Source organism: Mammaliicoccus sp. B-M6 (assembly GCF_022386965.1).
GTDB classification, from domain to species: Bacteria; Bacillota; Bacilli; order Staphylococcales; family Staphylococcaceae; genus Mammaliicoccus; species Mammaliicoccus sciuri_A.
Genome location: NZ_JAJNHJ010000011.1, coordinates 61,517 through 81,438 on the forward strand (window position 1 = coordinate 61,517; position 19,922 = coordinate 81,438).

21 protein-coding genes and 1 riboswitch are annotated in these 19,922 nt (G+C 31.9%); of the genes, 10 read left to right on the forward strand and 11 right to left on the reverse strand.

Features of this window, described 5'->3' with window-relative positions; all coding sequences use genetic code 11:
* Nucleotides 1–176 precede the first annotated feature (176 nt).
* Nucleotides 177–1,352, reverse strand: coding sequence for an MDR family MFS transporter (locus LQ693_RS06020; protein WP_025905261.1), 1,176 nt, complete (start codon nt 1,350–1,352; stop codon nt 177–179).
* A 119-nt stretch (nt 1,353–1,471) separates the two neighbouring features.
* Between LQ693_RS06020 and mnmL the strand changes: the two genes are divergently transcribed.
* Together mnmL and mnmM are read left to right on the forward strand one after the other, a co-directional pair.
* Entirely contained in the window at nt 1,472–2,431 is a 960-nt protein-coding gene (gene mnmL / locus LQ693_RS06025; RefSeq protein WP_107565162.1) for a tRNA modification radical SAM protein MnmL/YtqA, read from the forward strand.
* Entirely contained in the window at nt 2,428–2,985 is a 558-nt protein-coding gene (gene mnmM / locus LQ693_RS06030) for a tRNA 5-(aminomethyl)-2-thiouridylate-methyltransferase MnmM (RefSeq protein WP_107565161.1), read from the forward strand. The genes mnmL and mnmM overlap by 4 nt, the downstream gene beginning before the upstream one ends.
* Before the next feature lie 258 nt (nt 2,986–3,243).
* On the opposite strand, the gene LQ693_RS06035 is transcribed toward mnmM, so the two are convergent.
* From LQ693_RS06035 to LQ693_RS06050, 4 genes are all read right to left on the reverse strand, one after another.
* Nucleotides 3,244–4,119, reverse strand: coding sequence for an IS3 family transposase (locus tag LQ693_RS06035; RefSeq protein WP_332298945.1), 876 nt, complete (start codon nt 4,117–4,119; stop codon nt 3,244–3,246).
* Nucleotides 4,116–4,652, reverse strand: a complete 537-nt coding sequence (locus tag LQ693_RS06040; RefSeq protein WP_107618185.1) for a helix-turn-helix domain-containing protein — start codon at nt 4,650–4,652, stop codon at nt 4,116–4,118. The genes LQ693_RS06035 and LQ693_RS06040 overlap by 4 nt, the downstream gene beginning before the upstream one ends.
* A gap of 302 nt (nt 4,653–4,954) precedes the next feature.
* Nucleotides 4,955–5,362, reverse strand: coding sequence for a transcriptional regulator, SarA/Rot family (locus LQ693_RS06045; RefSeq protein ID WP_107591017.1), 408 nt, complete (start codon nt 5,360–5,362; stop codon nt 4,955–4,957).
* Between the two features lie 81 nt (nt 5,363–5,443).
* Complete coding sequence (locus LQ693_RS06050) at nt 5,444–6,262, reverse strand: alpha/beta fold hydrolase (RefSeq protein ID WP_025905248.1); 819 nt, start codon at nt 6,260–6,262, stop codon at nt 5,444–5,446.
* Nucleotides 6,263–6,346: 84 nt separating this feature from the next.
* Between LQ693_RS06050 and LQ693_RS06055 the strand changes: the two genes are divergently transcribed.
* Nucleotides 6,347–6,856, forward strand: coding sequence for a gamma carbonic anhydrase (locus tag LQ693_RS06055; protein ID WP_107565960.1), 510 nt, complete (start codon nt 6,347–6,349; stop codon nt 6,854–6,856).
* A 42-nt stretch (nt 6,857–6,898) separates the two neighbouring features.
* On the opposite strand, the gene LQ693_RS06060 is transcribed toward LQ693_RS06055, so the two are convergent.
* Nucleotides 6,899–7,234 (reverse strand): hypothetical protein, encoded by a 336-nt coding sequence (locus tag LQ693_RS06060; RefSeq protein ID WP_025905246.1) that lies wholly within the window; start codon nt 7,232–7,234, stop codon nt 6,899–6,901.
* 605 nt (nt 7,235–7,839) lie between these two features.
* Between LQ693_RS06060 and LQ693_RS06065 the strand changes: the two genes are divergently transcribed.
* Both LQ693_RS06065 and LQ693_RS06070 read left to right on the forward strand, forming a co-directional pair.
* On the forward strand, nt 7,840–8,190 hold the full coding sequence (locus LQ693_RS06065) for a DUF805 domain-containing protein (protein ID WP_107565961.1): 351 nt from the start codon (nt 7,840–7,842) through the stop codon (nt 8,188–8,190).
* 245 nt (nt 8,191–8,435) lie between these two features.
* On the forward strand, nt 8,436–9,440 hold the full coding sequence (locus LQ693_RS06070) for a proline dehydrogenase family protein (RefSeq protein WP_107565962.1): 1,005 nt from the start codon (nt 8,436–8,438) through the stop codon (nt 9,438–9,440).
* Between the two features lie 40 nt (nt 9,441–9,480).
* Here the strand turns inward: LQ693_RS06070 and ribH are convergent, their stop codons facing one another.
* The 5 genes from ribH to LQ693_RS06095 form a co-directional block, all read right to left on the reverse strand.
* Nucleotides 9,481–9,951 (reverse strand): 6,7-dimethyl-8-ribityllumazine synthase, encoded by a 471-nt coding sequence (gene ribH / locus LQ693_RS06075; RefSeq protein ID WP_239703235.1) that lies wholly within the window; start codon nt 9,949–9,951, stop codon nt 9,481–9,483.
* 20 nt (nt 9,952–9,971) lie between these two features.
* Nucleotides 9,972–11,144 carry a 3,4-dihydroxy-2-butanone-4-phosphate synthase gene (gene ribB, locus LQ693_RS06080; RefSeq protein WP_107565964.1) on the reverse strand — a complete coding sequence of 391 codons (1,173 nt, stop codon included), beginning with the start codon at nt 11,142–11,144 and terminating at the stop codon, nt 9,972–9,974.
* Between the two features lie 11 nt (nt 11,145–11,155).
* Complete coding sequence (locus LQ693_RS06085; RefSeq protein ID WP_037588611.1) at nt 11,156–11,788, reverse strand: riboflavin synthase; 633 nt, start codon at nt 11,786–11,788, stop codon at nt 11,156–11,158.
* A gap of 4 nt (nt 11,789–11,792) precedes the next feature.
* Complete coding sequence (gene ribD / locus LQ693_RS06090) at nt 11,793–12,839, reverse strand: bifunctional diaminohydroxyphosphoribosylaminopyrimidine deaminase/5-amino-6-(5-phosphoribosylamino)uracil reductase RibD (protein ID WP_107565965.1); 1,047 nt, start codon at nt 12,837–12,839, stop codon at nt 11,793–11,795.
* A gap of 143 nt (nt 12,840–12,982) precedes the next feature.
* Nucleotides 12,983–13,115: riboswitch (FMN riboswitch) on the reverse strand.
* Nucleotides 13,116–13,556: 441 nt separating this feature from the next.
* Nucleotides 13,557–15,071, reverse strand: a complete 1,515-nt coding sequence (locus LQ693_RS06095) for an FAD/NAD(P)-binding protein (protein WP_103361433.1) — start codon at nt 15,069–15,071, stop codon at nt 13,557–13,559.
* Between the two features lie 252 nt (nt 15,072–15,323).
* Here LQ693_RS06095 and LQ693_RS06100 point away from each other — a divergent pair, with 252 nt between their 5' ends.
* The 5 genes from LQ693_RS06100 to LQ693_RS06120 all read left to right on the forward strand — a co-directional run bounded on the left by LQ693_RS06100 (nt 15,324) and on the right by LQ693_RS06120 (nt 19,791).
* Nucleotides 15,324–16,481, forward strand: coding sequence for a betaine/proline/choline family ABC transporter ATP-binding protein (locus LQ693_RS06100; protein ID WP_107565966.1), 1,158 nt, complete (start codon nt 15,324–15,326; stop codon nt 16,479–16,481).
* A gap of 13 nt (nt 16,482–16,494) precedes the next feature.
* Nucleotides 16,495–17,130 (forward strand): ABC transporter permease, encoded by a 636-nt coding sequence (locus LQ693_RS06105; RefSeq protein ID WP_107565967.1) that lies wholly within the window; start codon nt 16,495–16,497, stop codon nt 17,128–17,130.
* Nucleotides 17,131–17,145: 15 nt separating this feature from the next.
* Entirely contained in the window at nt 17,146–18,096 is a 951-nt protein-coding gene (locus tag LQ693_RS06110) for an osmoprotectant ABC transporter substrate-binding protein (RefSeq protein WP_037588621.1), read from the forward strand.
* Between the two features lie 2 nt (nt 18,097–18,098).
* Nucleotides 18,099–18,788 carry an ABC transporter permease gene (locus tag LQ693_RS06115; RefSeq protein WP_107565968.1) on the forward strand — a complete coding sequence of 230 codons (690 nt, stop codon included), beginning with the start codon at nt 18,099–18,101 and terminating at the stop codon, nt 18,786–18,788.
* 169 nt (nt 18,789–18,957) lie between these two features.
* Nucleotides 18,958–19,791, forward strand: a complete 834-nt coding sequence (locus tag LQ693_RS06120) for a DUF6612 family protein (protein WP_107565969.1) — start codon at nt 18,958–18,960, stop codon at nt 19,789–19,791.
* Nucleotides 19,792–19,922: the final 131 nt, after the last annotated feature.

Below are 19,922 nucleotides of genomic sequence, written 5' to 3' on the forward strand. Positions count from 1 at the left end.
TTATATGGTTTAAGATTGCTTTTAATAAATAATAATTCGTTCATAAGTTCACTTAATGGATATCATCAGTTCACAGCACCACTGACTCTCTTAAGATTCGCATTAAAGCTACTTTACTTATATACATCCTAATATTATGCAATTTCAATATATTTTGCAAGTCTTATTTATTAATATCATGTATCTTGCTTTGGAATACCTCTATCATAAATGTATAAGAAGTAATAACCTATTAAAATAAGTAATATCATACTGTAAAACATCATTTTCATATCAAACATATCAACTATTACGCCACCTACAACTGGACCGAATGCTTTCCCTACTGTTGAAGATGCGTTTACAATACCTTGATATGCGCCCATTCTGCCTTTAGGTGCTAATTTATTTGCGATTGCAGGTACTGCTGGCCATACAAACATTTCTCCAAATGTTAAAATAACCATCCCTACAACAAACATTGTAAATTGCTCAGCAAAGCTTGTAATCACATAACTTAAAATAAAAATCGTCAGCCCTATAAACATTTGTAATTTCAATTTCTCTTTAAATCTATTGATAAATGGCGCAATTAAAGGTTGTCCTGCTAATATCAATACACCATTTATTGTCCAAAGGAAACTATATTGTTTTAAGGAAATTCCAACTGACTGTGTATAAGTTGCAATTGTTGTTTGCCACTGAACATAACCGATCCAACATAAACTAAACATAACACATAGAAGTATAAGTGCAGTGAATTTACTTTTATCTTTAACTTGCATAGCACTCGTGATGCCTTCATCATTTTTCAAATGAATATCTAAATCTATGTTGTAATATTTTAATGCTATTATGATAAACACGACATATAGTAGTAAGTTCGCCATAAAAATATAATTAAAGCTAAAGTCCGCTACAAATCCACCTGCTGCAGCCCCAATAGAAACACCTAAGTTCTGTGCAAGATAAATCGCATTAAATGTTGTACGTCCACCGTTTGGCCAACTCGCAGCAGCCATTGCATAAATAGCTGGCACAATCACGCCTCCACCGAAACCAAGTATCACAAGCCAAAATGGATACCATGGCCAATCATTTAAAAAGTTTAACCCGATTAAACTTAAAATATTTAAAATAGAGGCAAAAATAATAGAACGAAACCCACCAATTTTGTCGAATAAACTTCCGCCTAATAAATTCCCGATTACACTCCCGAATGCATTAATCATTAAAACGATACCAGCTGTACTTAAACTCTTACCTAATTCTTCATTCATATATATTGTATTAAGTGGCCATAAGAAACTCGATCCTGTAATATTAATCGCCATTCCTATGATGAGCATTTTAACAATTTTCGGCATTCTCAAGGATTTCGACCTCCTCTCAAATTTTGTCAATTTTAATAGTCTAAACCTTTTTCTGCAAAAGTTCAATATTATATGTTAAAATGCTTTAGATAAGTTTGTAGAACAGGATGTGAAATATAATGACAGAACAATTCCGTTATGCATTTGATAACAAAAGATATCATACATGGAATTATCACTTAAGAAATAAATTTGGTGAGAAGATTTTTAAAATAGCATTAGATGGTGGATTTGATTGCCCAAACCGTGACGGTACAGTAGCTCATGGGGGTTGTACATTTTGTTCGGCAGCCGGGAGCGGTGACTTTGCAGGTAATCGTGCAGAACCAATCCATGTACAATTTAAAGAAATTAAAGACAAGATGCATGAGAAATGGTCTGAAGGAAAATATATCGCTTATTTTCAAGCTTTTACAAATACGCATGCACCAGTTGAAGTATTAAGAGAAAAATACGAAGCTGCTTTATCAGAAGAAAATGTAGTTGGACTATCAATTGCGACAAGACCAGACTGCCTACCAGATGATGTTGTAGAATACTTAGCAGAATTAAATGAAAGAACATATTTATGGGTAGAACTTGGTTTACAAACTGTACACCAAGAAACATCTGATTTAATTAACCGTGCTCATGATATGAAATGCTATTACGAAGGTATCGCTAAATTAAGAAAGCATAATATCAATATATGTACACATATCATTAACGGTTTACCTGGTGAAGATTACGATATGATGATGGAAACAGCGAAAGAAGTCGCACAAATGGATGTTCAAGGCATTAAAATTCATTTATTACACCTACTTAAAGGTACACCAATGGTTAAACAATACGAAAAAGGTATGCTTGAATTCATGACTCAAGACAATTATACGCAACTCGTATGTGACCAATTAGAAATTTTACCAGAAGAAATGATCATTCATCGTATTACAGGTGATGGCCCTATCGATTTAATGGTTGGCCCTATGTGGAGTGTAAATAAGTGGGAAGTCCTTAACGCTATAGACAATGAACTTAAAGAACGTGGCACAATGCAAGGCTCTAAATTCAAGAAAGCAGAAAAAGTTCAAAAATGATTGTTCAAGGAATTTTACCATTCGCAAGAGATTTAATAGCAACACATATAACGGACAAGAGTATCGTAGTTGATGCAACATGTGGAAACGGCAACGATACACTTTTCCTTGCTAATCAAGTTCCAAATGGAGAAGTATATGCGTTCGATATACAAGAAGAAGCCATTAAAAATACTAAAATCAAAACAGAAGCATTTAGTAATATCCGTTATTATCAAACAAGTCATAAAAATGCAGCATCTATAATAAAAGAACGTCATGAGCAAATAGACGCATCAATATTTAATTTAGGCTATTTACCAAAAGGCGATAAACATATTACAACGAATGCACCGACAACAATTAAAGCAATTGAAAGTCTATTCGAAATGACAAGTAAAAATGGCATCATCGTATTAGTCGTGTATCCAGGACACCCAGAAGGACAGATTGAATCTAACGAAGTCATCAATTACGTAAGTTCAATAGATCAACAATCAGCACACGTACTTCACTATCAATTTATAAACCAAAAAAATAATCCACCATATATACTAGCAATAGAAAAAAGATAATCCACCATATATACTAGCAATAGAAAAAAGATAAAAATGAGTAATATGAGTAAACGCAAACCTTGAGTTAGGTTTGCGTTTTTCGTTATATGTGCACTTTGAATTTTATGGATATATTGGTGGTTGATGTAAGGCTGGGGTCATCTCTTGGCTTTATTCAAGACTTAAGCCAAGATTTAGTTCATCTTTTGGCTTTATTCAGTACTTAAGCCACGACTTGGACTATCTCTGTACTGAACCCAAAAATCTAAACCTTAATTAGTATATTATTTCAAAGGTTTGTCTCCTGAAATTTTTGGGAGATAAGCCTTTTAATTTTGATTTAATTCTTTCGTTATTATAAAAATTGATATATCGATGAATAGCTTGTTCAAGGTCCTGAAAATCCTTAAATTCTTGGCCATAATACATTTCTTGTTTAAGTAACTCAAAAAAGTTTTCCATAACTGAATTATCTAGACAATTACCTTTTCTAGACATACTTTGAAATATTTTATGGTCTTTTAATAATCTAGTGTATTGTGAATGTTGATAATGCCAGCCTTGATCTGAATGAATCGTTAAACGGTGGTCTAGGTTTGGACGACGCTCTATCATTTCTTTTAATGGATTGATGACTATATCTAATGTAGGACGACTTGAGATTTTAAAGCTTATAATCTCTGAACTATATAAGTCCATAAAAGGTGATAAATATAATTTCTGACCATTCATTAATTTGAACTCTGTAATATCTGTTACGACTTTTTGAAATGGGAGACTTGTTATAAATCTACGATTTAATATATTTTGAGCTACTTTACCAACTTTACCTTTAAAGGAACGATACTTACGGCCTCTATGTGTGAACTTTGTACAAGTTAGATTATATTCTTTCATGATTCTTAGTACTTTTTTATGATTTACGATAAGACCTCTATTTCTTAGTGCTTGTGTAACACGACGATAACCATAGGTATGGTTTGATTCTTCACATATTTCTTTTATTACTTGAATCAATGTTTCATCTTTATTAGCTTTACTAAATTGATTTATCCAATAATAGTATACAGATTTAGCTATTTGAGCGACTTTAAATAAGATACTTAATCGTATATTATATATTTCATGTAATGCCTTAATGACCTTTACTATTTCTGATTTTTGCTTCCGTAAATGTCGGTCAAGGCCTGTAACTTTTTTTGATAAGCTATACCTGCCTTTAACGTCTCGACTTCATTTCTAAGTCTTTCAAGTTCTTCACGTTCATTTTCATTTAAAGGTAAATTTTTATTATCTGATTTAGCTCGTTTTTTAGTCATAGTGTGAGATCGTCCCTTTTGTTTATTATCTATATCAAGACGACATTTTTCATCAAACTGACGTTGCCAATTGGCAATGATAATAGGATTAATAATCCTAAAGTGATTCGCAGTATCTTGATAAGACAACATATTTTCTTGTCTAAATTTTAAAACAGATAATTTAAATTCGCTAGTATAAACAGTATTTCTACTTTTTACTTCTAAGCCTTCTTCTCCGAACTCTTTATATTGATTGACCCAAATCCGAAGTACAGACCAACTTGAAACACCATATTTTAAAGCAATTGTTCTATAACTTTGATGTCCTTCTAAATATTCTTTTACAAGTTTTAGTTTGAATTTAAATTCATATTTTTTCCTCATTAGAATGCACCCCAATATTTTGATTTGTTTAGGTCAAATATTTGGGTTCACATCAGACTTCGCTCATCTCTTGGCTTTATTCACACATTAAGCCAAATCTCGTGTGTTTATTCCTTCTTTAACTCACATCTTCCCAAATCTCGTGGGTTTATTACCCCTTTAACTCACATTTTTTCCACCCTTAAACTGCTCACTCATTTTTTAACAATCTTTTTTCTTAATCCCTGCAGCCAAAACCTATATACCTCCCCAAAATTCTTCAAAAATGACAAAACGCAAACCTGCTCATCAGGTTTGCGTTTTTATATATTACATGTATTAACGATTGACTCAAATTGTTTTTCAAAATGTTCTTTTCTATTCTTGATTTCTTCACAAGCGAAATCGATTATTGCATCTTTCTTGTCTTCGAAGTCTTTATTCACTTCAACAATTACTGTTCTTTCATCATTCTCTGGGCGTACTTTCTTAATCCACCCTTTTTTCACAAGGTTATTGTATAATCTTGTTCGTTTGTATGGCTTAATATCTATATAACCATCCAACTCTTTCAAACTCATTGATCCATTATTCCATAACATGATTAATGTAAGAAACTCTTCTTTTTCTATATCAAACTTTTCTTCGATTTTATAAAAAATAATATTTATATTTTTTTGAATATCATCTAATAGAATTAAGTCACTTACGTTATTTACGTTCTCTGTCATAAACTCGCCTCCAACGTTCTCTATATGTTTTATATACCCGATATAGTAACGTTTAAGCTTATTTGTATGATATTTTACAAATTATTCTGTTTCATCATCTATTAATAATCCTACATAGTGAATGCGATTATTCATAAATGAAATGATATATTTCATAACATTTTCGCGTTCTGGTTCATTATGTACTTCATGATTAAGTCCATGCCAAGCTTTGAAATATAATTCGTTTGTATTGATTGTTTTACCGATTTGTCGGATTGATTCTGTATCTACTATTTTATCTTCTGTACCTAGCATCAGTAATGTAGGAATTGGAGATATGTGGTGAATATTTTCCATTGTTGCTTTCATCGTTTCTAAAATGGTCTTATACCAGTGGTAACTCACTTTATTTAGCATTAAAGCATCTTTATTCGTATCATCTATTACTTCTTTATTTCTTGTTAAACTTTCTACTTTAATACCTGTATCAAATTTAGCATCTTTCGCAACTGTACCGAAACTTGAAGCTAAGAAATTACGTCTTGTTGAAATATTTTGTTGAAAAGCAACTAACGGTGAAATCAATAGTACGCCTTCTACTTTTAAATCTACTTTTTCTAATAAATTAAGAAGAATAAGTCCACCTAGACCAACACCTAATGTAAATACTGGTAAGTGATATTCTTCTGCAATAGATATCCATTCAAGTACTTGCTCATGGTATTCTTCAAATTTATCAACATGTCCTCTATGTACACGGGAAGTTTGTCCTTGCCCTTTTAAGTCACCCATAATAACGTGGTAACCTTCTCTTCGTAGCTTAGTGATTACGTATGCGTATCTTCCTGTATGTTCTAGCATATTATGTACAATTACTACAATTCCTTTAGCTTCTTTCTCAGTTTCCCATTTCCACATAATATATTACTCCTTTTACCTAAATAGCTACTTTTTTGTTAAACTTAGTATAACAAAATTTTTCAAAAGAATGGAGAATCTTGAATGATTAAATCTTTTAAAGGTCAAAAACCACAAATCGATCAAAGCTGTTATATTGCTGACAATGCAACTTTAATCGGTGATATTACGATAGGTCCTAAAAGTTCAGTATGGTTTAACTCAGTTATTAGAGGAGATGTTGCCCCTACAATTATTGGTGAAGGTGTTAATATCCAAGATTTATGTTGTTTACACCAAAGCCCTAACCAACCACTTATAATAGAAGATTTTGTAACAGTTGGTCATAAAGTGACATTACATTCTAGTATTATTCGCAAGCACGCGTTAATCGGAATGGATTCAACAATTCTTGATGGTGCAGAAATTGGAGAATATGCATTTATCGGTGCTGGGTCACTCGTTCCACCAGGTAAGAAAATCCCGCCACATACGTTAGCGTTTGGTCGTCCTGCAAAAGTCATTAGAGAACTAACAGAAGATGATTATAATGAATTAAAAAGAATCAATGCATCATATATTGAAAAAGCTGAGATTTATAAAGCAGATCAATAAATAACAAAAAGGATTGAGACACGATGTCCCAATCCTTTTTCATTACGCTATTTTAAATTTGCTATGCATAAACGGTAATTTTACAACGATATAAGCGATAATTATCTCATAAAACATTGAGAAGAACTTCTCAAAGAAGAAGACAACATTCTGAACTAATATTGTGCCTATACCTGCCCCACTAAAGTGGTAGTTAACGAGTAAGAAATTATCAATAATATTTAAAGCTATAATTGTTATAAAAACTGTCCATGACTTTTTAGTAATCATCGCCACTAAAATTGCTATTATACCAATCACAATCGGTTCAAAAATAAACAATTGTACGAAACTATCTAAAGGTTTCCCAAACATATAAAATGCCATATCCCTAAACATCCCGATTTCTCCTTTATAGTCATTTCTAATACATTCATTATATCACGGTAAACGAGCTATAATTATTAAGATACTTTAAAGATTCATCGCTTTCCTTAACATAAAATTAACATTAATAGCCATTAAATCTTTACATTGAATTAGCAATCAATTCATATTGTCGTGTTACTTTAAAGATGTAACATAAGACGCCTTTAAAGGAGCATGATAAAATGCATTTCTTTAAAAAAATAATTATTTCTTTATTTATATTCACATTTCTACCACATGCAATTAGCATAGCAGCAGAACCCATTTCACCAAACTATGAGCAAGTCACTTCATCATCAACCCCCTAAACCATAATAAGCAATATTAAAAAAATTAAATAATAATGAATTAACAAAGAAACTGATCTTCCCAATCAGTTTCTTTATTACAATATAAATTCCTTTTTTATCCATTTATGTATATAATAGTATTAACTACATCTTAGAAAAGTATTATTGGAGGGATTTATTATGGTGCATTACTACAAACTATTTTGGTTAAATGCTTTTAATATTCACGGTCGATCTAGACGTAAAGAATTTTAGTATCCAATACTTGCTACAATCATTATCACTATGCTAGGTAATCTATTAATTACAGTACTACCCATCCCTGAACTGATTACAGTTATTGTTTCTAGCATATTTAATATCGCAACATTTGTTGCTGCTATTTCAATAACAAATAGAAGATTCCATGATTTAAATATGACAATGATATTTCCTACTATTACTTATGCATTCACTTTTATTTTAAATATTTTATATAGTTTATTTAATACTTCCGTTACTAGTACAATTGTGATTGTGCTATATGCTGTTTTAATGATTATCTGTTTCTTTTTGAATCTAGCAATACTAATTATGGCGTGTGGTGACGGACATAAAGCACCAAACAAATATGGAGAAAGTCCTAAATACGCTTAAGATTTAATTGTTCAATGGCATTATACAAATCTAATTAAACTACATTAATATACGTGTATACAATTTCTAATTTCGGTCAAAATATTGTCAATATTATGGAATGCCTTACGGGGGCGTTCTTTTTCGTGTCAGAATTCATAATTAGTATAATTTTGCATTATATTAAAAATGTAAACGCTTAACTAAATTTGTATTTCCATGATAAAATAAATTAAATGAACATATATATTTAAGGAGGACTTGCTATGCCTGTCGTAAAAGATTTTTTTATTGCATTATCTAACAACAAATTCATGAATGAATCAGCTAAGAAAATGGGTCCTGCACTAGGTGCAAACAAGGTGGTAGCGGGCGTTGATATTGATTCAACAATCGATACAGTTGAAAGATTAAATATGAAGGGAATTTCATGTACGTTAGATAATTTAGGGGAATTCGTAACATCACGTCAAGAAGCTTTAGAAGCTCAACAAAATATTGTTGAAATTATGCGTAGAAACTACAATGCTAATATTGATGCGCATGTATCTATTAAACTTACACAATTAGGTCTTAATATAGATAGAGAGTTTGCTTATCAAAATACGAGAGAAATTTTGTTAAAAGCTCATGAATACGGAAATACATTTGTAAACATCGATGCTGAAAAATATGAAGATTTAGTAGGAACTACAGAAATAGTAGATAAACTTAAAGGTGAATTTAAAAATGTAGGAACAGTTATTCAAGCATACTTATTTGATGCTATGAATATTATGGATAAATACAATGATGTACGTTTACGATTAGTAAAAGGTGCATATAAAGAAGCACCACATATTGCTTTTCAAACTAAAGAAGAAATTGATAAAAATTATATAGCATTGATTGAAAAAAGATTATTAACTGCTAAAGCATTCACTTCTATTGCAACACACGATCATAATGTTATTAATCACGTTAAACAATTTGTTAAAGATCATAACATTTCAAGAGATTCATTTGAATTCCAAATGTTATATGGTTTTAGAACTGACTATGCATATCAAATTGCTAACGAAGGCTATAACTTCTGTATGTACGTACCATTTGGGGAAGACTGGTTCGGTTACTTTATGAGAAGATTAGCTGAAAGACCTCAAAATATTAATTTAATGTTATTAGATATCTTTAGTGAAAAGAATAAAGGAAAAATCGCTATCGGAGCTAGTGTATTAGCTGGCTTAACCCTATTGGGTATTGGCGGCATTGCTAAGGGTAAGAAAAAATAACACATAAGAAGCCAGGACGCTTGTCCTGGCTTCATTGGTTTTATATTTGTGTTTCGATATTTTTAAGTAAGTTTGCCATTTCAATTGCAGCTAAGGCAGCATCTCCACCTTTATTACCTGCTTTTGTTCCTGCTCTTTCAATCGCTTGTTCAATTGTTTCTGTCGTTACGATTCCAAATATTACAGGTACTTCCGTTTCATCATTTACTTTAGAAATACCTTTCGCAACTTCATTACATACATAATCATAATGTGTAGTCGCCCCTCTAATGACACAGCCTAATGTTACGACTGCATCGTATTTACTTGACTTCGCTAACTTTTTAGCTACTAAAGGAATTTCATACGCTCCAGGTACATATGCGACATGAACATTTTCTTCATCCACGTTATGTCTGATTAAAGTATCTTTAGCTCCATCTAATAAGCGATCTGTTATAAAATCGTTAAATCTACTCACGACGAATGCTACTTTTAATTGTGATCCATCCATTTTACCTTCAAATTTCATTTTAAAAACTCCATTCTATTTTATATTAAATGACCCATTTCATGCTTTTTAGTATTGATATATGATGCGTTTGTTTCGTTCGGTTCAATGACAACTGGAACTCTATTAGAAACATGTATACCTAAATCTTGTAATTGATTAAATTTATCTGGATTATTACTGATGAGTTGTATTTCTTCTATATTAAAGTATTTCAAAATCTGACTCGCTTCAGTATAATCTCTTAAATCCGCTTCAAAGCCTAAAGCTTCATTAGCTGTAATCGTGTCATAACCTTGTTCAATAAGTTCATACGCTTTAAGTTTATTGATCAGACCTATTCCTCTACCTTCTTGAGGTAAGTATAAAATCATGCCACCATGTTCTTGAATGTATTTCATTGAATATTCAAGCTGTTCTCCACAATCGCATCTAGCACTATGGAAAATATCACCTGTCACACATTCAGAATGAATACGTACATTCATACCATTTTTGATTTCTCCTGAACTAATGACAATATATTCTTTATCGTCTAATTGAGATGTAAAGCCGTACATATCGAATTCACCGTATGAAGTTGGTAATTTAACTTTAGATTCAAGATGAATAATTTGATCATGTCGTTTTCTATACTTTACAAGTTCATCAATCGTTATCATTAACAAACCATGTTTACGTTTAAATTGATATAAATCATCTCTACGAGCCATCGTGCCATCATCATTCATAATTTCACAAATAGCACCAGCTGGTTTCGCTCCAGAAAGTTTCGCTAAATCAACACAAGCTTCTGTATGACCTATTCTTTCAAGAACACCATTGTCTTTAGCTATTAACGGAAATACGTGACCTGGTTGAACAAATGCTGACGGTGACGTTTCATTAATTAATGCTTTAATCGTATCTGCTCTTTCAAAAGCACTAATCCCTGTCGTACTCGATGCATGATCAATACTTACAGTAAATGCAGTTTTATATTTATCACCTGTTTCAGTCATCAATTTCAAGCCAAATTGTTGGGCAATTTCACTACTAATCGGTGCACAGATTAAACCTCTCGCATGTGAAGCCATAAAATTAATCGTTTCAGCTGTTAAATACTCAGATATAGCGACGAGGTCACCTTCATTTTCTCTATCTTCATCATCTACTACAATAATCGGTTTACCACTTTTAAGTTCTTGTATGGCATCTTCTACGTTATCAAACATGTTATAGCCTCCTAAAATCCTAGATTAAGTAATTTCTCTTCGGATAAATTTGAATGATTTTGTCCTGTTGCTTTCTGCACATATTTAAATAACAAATCCGTTTCAATATGTACGCTGTCGCCTTGTTTTTTATTAACAAAGATTGTACGATCTCTCGTTTCAGGGATTAAATGAATTTCAAATTTTTGAGGATATAATTTAAAAATTGTCAAACTAACACCATCAACTGTGATAGATCCTTTATCAATCATTTGATTTAATAAATGCGCTTCTGTAGATATTTCAATAATCCATTCATCTTGTCTTTTTGAAATATGTTTAATAATGCCTTGACCATCTACATGTCCACTTACAAAATGACCGCCAAATCTCCCATTCGCTAACATCGCTCTTTCAAGATTGACTTTGTCATTCATTTTCAAATGTTCTAAATAAGTTACTGAGATTGTTCCAGTAATCACTTCCACTTTAAAAGTAGAACTTGCTTTCTCAGTAACGGTCAGACAAACACCATTAACAGCAACGGAATCACCTAGTGATAAATCATCCATTATTTCAGTGGCTTCAATTGTTAATGTTTTAACGCCTTGGTTTGTGCTTGTATTCTTGATTACACCAACTGTTTCAATGAGTCCTGTGAACATCTTGTCACTTCTTTCTTAATGTTATTTTAAGATCTCCACCAATGATTTCTGTTGATATAATTTCAAATAATTTACTATTGGATAAAGGAACGACATCATGCGTTTGATAATATTGATATTTTCCTTGACCACCAATCATCTTCGGGGCTTGATAAATAATTAATTGGTCTACTAAGTCTTGTTCTATAAACTGACTTACAAGTTTAGGACCTGCTTCAACCATCACTTGAGCATATCCTTCTTCATATAAATCTTTCATAATCGTTTTTAAATTTGATAAATCACTGTTCTTAACTTTAATATGTTGATTCTCATACGTGTGAAATGATTCCGAACTCGTTACAACAACTACAGGATTATCTTCATCTTTGAATATTTCATAATCACCTTCAAAGCTTGATTGCTCTGTTAATACAATTCTAGTTGGATTACTTAACTCAGGATTACGAGAAGTTAATAATGGATTATCTTCTCGTACTGTCATCCCACCTGTCATAATTGCATCATGTTGTGAGCGCAATTTTAATACATCTTGTTTAACTTCTTTAGATGTAATCCATTTACTTTCTTTGTAATCTGTCGCAACTTTACCATCTAGACTCGTAGAAATTTTCAAAGTAATAAAAGGTAATTTCGTTTGTTGTTGATGAAAAAATGCCTCATATAAGTCTTCTGCTCTTTTTGAAGGCTCATGTTTTACATCTATTCCAGCTTCGTACAACATTTCATGACCACTATTTTTAAGAGAACCATCTTTAACTGCATATACAACTGATTGAATACCATTGTCGATAATCGCTTGCGCACAAGGTGGTGTTAATCCATAGTGTGAACAAGGTTCTAAAGAAACATATATTGTTGCACCTTGAGCATCTTCACCTGCCATTTTTAAAGCTTGTATTTCAGCATGTGCTTCACCCTTTTTTAAATGCGCTCCAAAACCTATGATTTTATGATCTTTAACAATTACTGCACCAACAGAAGGATTCGTACCCGTCTGCCCTTGTACACGTTCAGCTAAATCAATTGCAAAATCTAAATATTGATTCATTTCTTTACCTCCTAAAAATAAAAACCACCGAAAATCACTTTTCGGTGGTTGGGAGTAAAAATGCATCACGAAATAAGCCTTTTATGAAAAAAGACTTTAACATTTTAAGTATAACGAAATAAGCGTATAGCATACGCTGTCGTCTATTCTTTCTCCCATCCAGACTATACTGTCGGCTTCAGAATGTTACTGAATCAGCCATAAATGAAAAATCACTTATGGGTCGCGGGCTATTATACCGCCGGTTGGGAATTTCACCCTGCCCCGAAAGAATATATTATTAAATTATATATCAGTAATCACTGATGACATCATTCTATACCATTTCACTAAGAATTACAAATGAAGAAGTTAAATTTATTTAGCAGGTGTTTGTCTGATGGTTTTAAAAAGCTGATAACGGCGGGCTTTGTGAACATTTCTGACCAAACTTGTTCATAACGGGGTTGTTGTAAACACTTCTGGTCAAACTTGTTTATAACGGGGGCCTTAGTTACAAAAGTCGGCTGAAGTGTAACTATAGACCCCTTATTTACAAAACTCGTCCGATTTGTTACTATGGACGGCCTTAATTACAAAACTACTCAGAAGTGTTAATACTGGTATTCTTATTTGCACTTTCAGCCAAAACTGCTTCTAAAGCCCCATCACCCGTACATAAAAATAAGCTTGAGACATCAAACACTGTCTCAAGCTTACATTTCAACTTCCTTTATTCTATTTCTTTTTAGATTTTGCCTTTTTAACTTTTTTTCTTTCTTCTAATTCAACATATAAGTCATTGACTGCTCTTACGGATTGATCGACTAATAGTGAAACGCCATTTACATCAAAATTAACACCACTTGTTAATTGTCCAATCACTTTTAAATTAGGCATTGTACCGAATTTAGGACTAATAACTTCATTTGAATATGGCATGACTAGAATACCTCCAAATGGATGTGCAGCTATAATTTGTTTGTTCTCTAATCCTTTAATAAAATGCTCTTCTTCTGTCAGTTCTGACAAATGTTTTTTAGGACCAGTTGCATTTATGACATAATGATAACTTGATTCTTCTTGTTCACCTTCATATTTAATTCTAAATTTACCGTAATATTTTCGTACATTTTCTAAACCTTCTTTAACGACAATATCTCCATTTTCAATCCATTCGATTAATTGTTTAGCAGATGATTGAGGCATTGGATTCGCATTACGTTTAAAGTGATGTCCATACTTTTCTAAAAATGTCGTCTTATCATCGAGTGTCATGGCATTCCAAACAGGAATCATATGATGTTTTACTTCTTCAACAAATGATTGGAAATGCCCTACTTCATCTTCATGTCTTAAATCATATTTCATATTTGCTACATTATCTTTTTTAAATCGATAAAGCATTTTCTTCAAGTTAATATTTTGATATTCACATTCTTTTGCAAAGAGGTTTTCTATTTCTTTTAATGGTGCGATACCTTTATGCGTCTTTTTTAATTTTTCTATTGCATCTTTCGTAATATACTTCAAATTAATTTCATGTTTAATACCTCTAACTGTCGGAAATTGAGCATGTCTTGATGCTACAGTTATAGGCAGTTGTTTATGATTTTCCATCACAAATCTAATGACATCTATTGAACTAAGTCCCGTTCCAATTATCGCAATATCGTCATTTTCTTTTACATCACGCAATGCTTTAATTGTTGGATATGGTGATTCAATATAGCCTTTTAATCCAGATAAATTGTATGGATCTTTATAAGGTAAAGTTCCTATTGTCAAAAATACATAGTCATACTTTTGACATACCGCTTCATCATCTTCTATATAACAGACATCTATTTTATATTGACCTCTTTCATCTTTAATTTCTTCGACATAGCAACTATCAACTTTATGCTTATGTACGAATATATTATCGTGTTTATTTAACAAGTCATTTAAAATAGATTTCATATAATGACCGAATACTAATCGTGGTAAATATTTCGCTTTACCATAGTCAAAATCATCATTTTTCTTATACCATTTTTTAAAATCTTTCGTATCATCTGGACTTAAAGACATTTGATTAGCTGGTAAGTTAATGAGTAAACGATCACTATCATTTTGAAATGGCTTGCCCATACCCATATCTTCGACACTATCAAATATATCTACGGTTATTTTTTTGAATTTTTTATGCTTTGCTAATTGATTTAACGTACTAACACCAGCCGTTCCCATTCCTATTATAGCTACTTTCAAATTGTACCCCTCCAAATCTCTCAATGCATATTATGCAAAAATCATTCAATTTTATAAATCTATTATACATGTGGAAAACATAATATGTCTTTATATATAACATTAGTCTCATTCACACTTTTTGTATTTATTCCTTTTTTTAAATAACAATAAACATAAATTACACGATTTGGGCGATTTTCATAATTATGCAACTATTGTGTTATAATAATAAACGTCATTATTATAAATTTCAAAAAAAGGAGAAGTGTTATGTTATCAATCCAAGACTTAACTAAAGTTTATCGTGGCGGTAAAAAAGCCGTTAATAGCATCAATATGGAAATTGAATCTGGTGAATTCATAGCTTTTATCGGTACGAGTGGTAGCGGGAAGACAACTGCTTTAAGAATGATTAACCGCATGATTGAGCCAACTAGCGGGACAATTACGCTTGACGGTAAAGATTTAAGCAAGATGAATCCAGTTAATTTAAGAAGAAATATAGGTTATGTCATTCAACAAATTGGTTTAATGCCACATATGACAATACGTGAAAATATCGTATTAGTACCTAAATTACTTAAATGGACTAAAGAAGAAAAAGAGAAAAAAGCTAAAGAACTTATTAAATTAGTAGACTTACCAGAATCATATTTAGATTTATATCCATCTCAATTATCTGGTGGACAACAACAACGTATTGGTGTTGTAAGAGCACTTGCTGCAGACCAAGATATCATTTTAATGGATGAACCATTTGGTGCGTTAGATCCTATTACGAGAGATACATTGCAAGACCTTGTTAAGACGCTGCAACAAAAACTGGGTAAAACCATTATATTTGTAACGCATGATATGGATGAAGCGATTAAATTAGCAGATAGAATTTGTATTATGTCTCAAGGTGAAATCATTCAATTTGATACACCAAATAATATTTTAAAAAATCCAGCTAATGATTTCGTACGTGAGTTTATCGGTCAAAACAGACTTATACAAGATAGACCTAACATACGTGTTGTTGATGATGCAATGAAAGACCCAATTGCCATCACTTCTGAGAAAACAATAGACGAAGCTGTTTCAATTATGAGAGAGCGACGCGTAGATACGCTATTTATTACAAATGTAAAAGGTAAACTTGTTGGATATATTGATATTGAAGATTTAAACGAAGGATATCGAAAAAAATCAGACATTATCGATATTATGCATCGAGATATTTATACAGTTAAGACAGGTACGATGCTTCAAGACTCTGTTCGTACAATTTTAAAACGAAATGTGAGATTAATTCCTGTGGTTGATGAACAATATTACATAAAAGGTGTTATAACAAGAGCAAGCTTAGTAGATATTGTTTACGATTCTATATGGGGACAAACAGAAGAAATAGAAGAAGTAACTGAAAAAAGTGATATAAAATAAGGAGTGAAAAATAGTGATCGAATTCTTACAAGTTAACGGAAACGAACTACTTCAGAAAACACTGGAACACTTCTATATTTCATTATTAGCTTTACTTTTAGCAATGATCGTAGCGATACCTCTTGGCATTTTATTAACACGAACTAAAAAGTTAGCCAAACTCGTATTATCTATTGCAAGTGTTCTACAAACCGTTCCGTCATTAGCAGTATTAGCACTTATGATTCCTTTCTTAGGTGTTGGTAAATTACCTGCCATTTTAGCATTATTTATTTATATCTTATTACCAATTTTAAACAACACATATATCGGCATCAATAATGTTGATAAAAATGTTAAAGCAGCAGGACTTAGTATGGGAATGACAAAATTCCAAGAGATGTTCATGATTGAATTACCACTTGCTATATCAGTTATTATGAGTGGCGTACGTTTATCAAGTGTTTATGCAATCAGTTGGGCAACATTAGCAAGTTTCATTGGTGCTGGTGGTTTAGGTGACTTTATCTTTAATGGTTTGAACTTATACCAACCTGATTTAATTATTGGCGGTGCCATAAGTGTTACATTAATCGCGCTTATTATGGACTTTGTACTTTCTAAAGTTGAACTATGGGTTACACCTAAAGGGTTAAAAGTTTCAAGATAAGGAGGAAATATAAACATGAATAGATATTTTAAACTGTTATTGCCTATCATGGCTTTATCTGTCATTTTATCTGGATGTTCATTACCTTTTCTTGGCGCTTCAGGTGATGAAAACTCAATAAAAATAGGTATGCAAAATACAAGTGAATCACAAATTATGGGACACATAGATAAATTAATGATAGAACATGAAGCTAAAAAAGATAACGTAAAAGAAAACAACATACAGCTTATCAATAATTTAGGATCATCAACTGTTACATTTAATGCTCAAAATAGTGGAGATGTTAACATTTCAAGTGCTAGATATACGGGAACTGATTTAACAGGTGCATTAGGTAAAGACCCTATCACCGATCCTAAAAAAGCTTTAAAAGTAGTGAGAGATGCATTCGATAAAGATTATGACCAAAAATGGTATGGTTCATATGGTTTTGAAAACACTTATGCCATGATGGTTACGAAAGAGACAGCGAAGAAATACAACCTTAAAAAAGTTTCAGATATGAAAAAAGTAGCAAATAAATTAGAAGCTGGCGTTGATTCATCTTGGATGAAACGTCCTGGCGATGGATACCCAGCATTTAAAGAAAAATATGGTTTCGATTTTAAACGTACTCGTCCAATGCAAATCGGCCTTGTATATGATGCGTTAAACACAGGTAAAATGGACGTTGTTTTAGGTTATACAACAGACGGAAGAATTGCGAGCTATGATTTAGTTGTGCTTGAAGATGACTTGAACTTCTTCCCACCATACGATGCAAGTCCATTAGTTACAAAATCTTTAATTAAAGAAAAACCTTATGTTGATCGTGCAATGAATAAATTAAGAGGAAAAATCTCAACAGAACAAATGCAAAAATTAAACTACGAAGCAGATAACAACCTTAAAGAACCTGCTGTAGTAGCTGAAGAATTCCTTAAAAAGCACAATTATTTTGACGATGAAAAGGATGGTGAGTAATAGTGGTTGATAATAATGTATGGTCACAATTAGTCGATTATTATGCAACAAATGGTGGATATATATTTCAACTTTTTCTAACTCATTTACTTATTTCTGTTTATGGTGTGTTATTTGCGGTTATAATAGGTATACCAGTAGGCATTTTCATTGCTAGATATTCTAAATTATCTGGCTTTGTCATTTCACTAGCTAATATTATTCAAACGGTTCCAGCACTTGCCCTACTTGCTATATTAATGCTTGTGATGGGACTTGGTTCAAACACTGTTGTTATGACAGTATTCTTATACGCTTTATTACCGATTATCAAAAATACGTATACCGGAATTAATAACGTAAATTCTAGTATTAAAGATGCTGGTAAAGGTATGGGTATGACATCACGTCAAATCTTAACGATGGTTGAACTTCCCCTTTCTTTATCTGTAATGATTGGTGGTATAAGAATCGCGTTCGTTATTGCAATTGGTGTTACTGCAATCGGATCATTTATTGGATCATCTACACTTGGTGATATCATTATTAGAGGTACAAACGCTACTGATGGTACATCATTAATCTTAGCCGGTGCAATCCCTACCGCTTTATTAGCAGTATTAAGTGATTTATTTTTAGGATATATTGAAAAGAAATTAGACCCAACAAAGAGAAAGCAAAAAGGTCCACAACCTCAAACACTTTCGGAGTGATATTAAATGAAATTTATATTTAAAGTAATTGTAGCAACTATTGTTATTTTAATACTTTCACCTAAGAAAAAACTCAAATAATTTACATTCATAACTTATGTAATTATATAATTTTTTGCTATTATGAATTGCATAGTGTTAGTATAGTTAAAACAAAGGAGGAAGTAATATGAAATATAGAATACTTGGAAGTTTATTTTTATCATCAACACTTGTTTTAGCAGCATGCGGGAATGGCTCAGATAGTTCAGATTCTGATACAAAATCAGAAAAGAAAGATGATACTAAAAGTTCTAGCCAAGTCGTAAAAGACTTACAAAGTAGTGCGAAAGATGTTAAAAGTTATCATACTGATAACAAAATCGAAGTTTCTGCTGAAGGCGAAGATAGTCAAACTGTAGAAGTTGGCATGGATGTTGATGAAAAAGAAACAGCTAAATTAGATATGGACCAAGCTGGTCAGAAAATGTCAATTTATGTACAAGGCGATAAAATGATTGCTAAAGTAGATGATCAATGGGTAGACTTATCTTCTCAAGTAGAAAATATGAATATCGATAGTTCTCTAGACCAATTAAATTATGAAAAATACGCAAAAACTTTAAGTGCTTTTAAAGATGCGAAATCTAAAAAAGTTGACGATGGATATGAACTTACATATGACATCAAAAACAAAGAAGATTTCACTAAGTTAGCTAACGCCTCAGGTAACAAAGATCAACTAGAACAATTTGAATCACAAGTTGATAAAGTAAAAGGTAATGCCGTATTGAAAGTAAATAAAGATAATCATATTGATTCATACAAATTAAATGCTAAATTAACTAAAGATGACGAAACTGCTGATATGAAGACAAACGTCACTTATAATAAGTTAAACAAAATTGATGAAATTAAGATTCCAGATGAAGCAAAAGACGCTAAAAAAATAGAAGACTTGCAAGGCGGATCATCTAGCTCATCAAGCAGTAGTTCATCAAACAGTTCAGATAAAGCATCATAAATAGTAAAGACTCGAGGTTAATGCCTCGAGTCTTTTTTGATTGTGTAATTAAAACCATACGCTATGCGTATGGTACAGTATGGTTTCACCGTTGTATTAAAAAATGCATCTCTACATGCTAGAATAATATT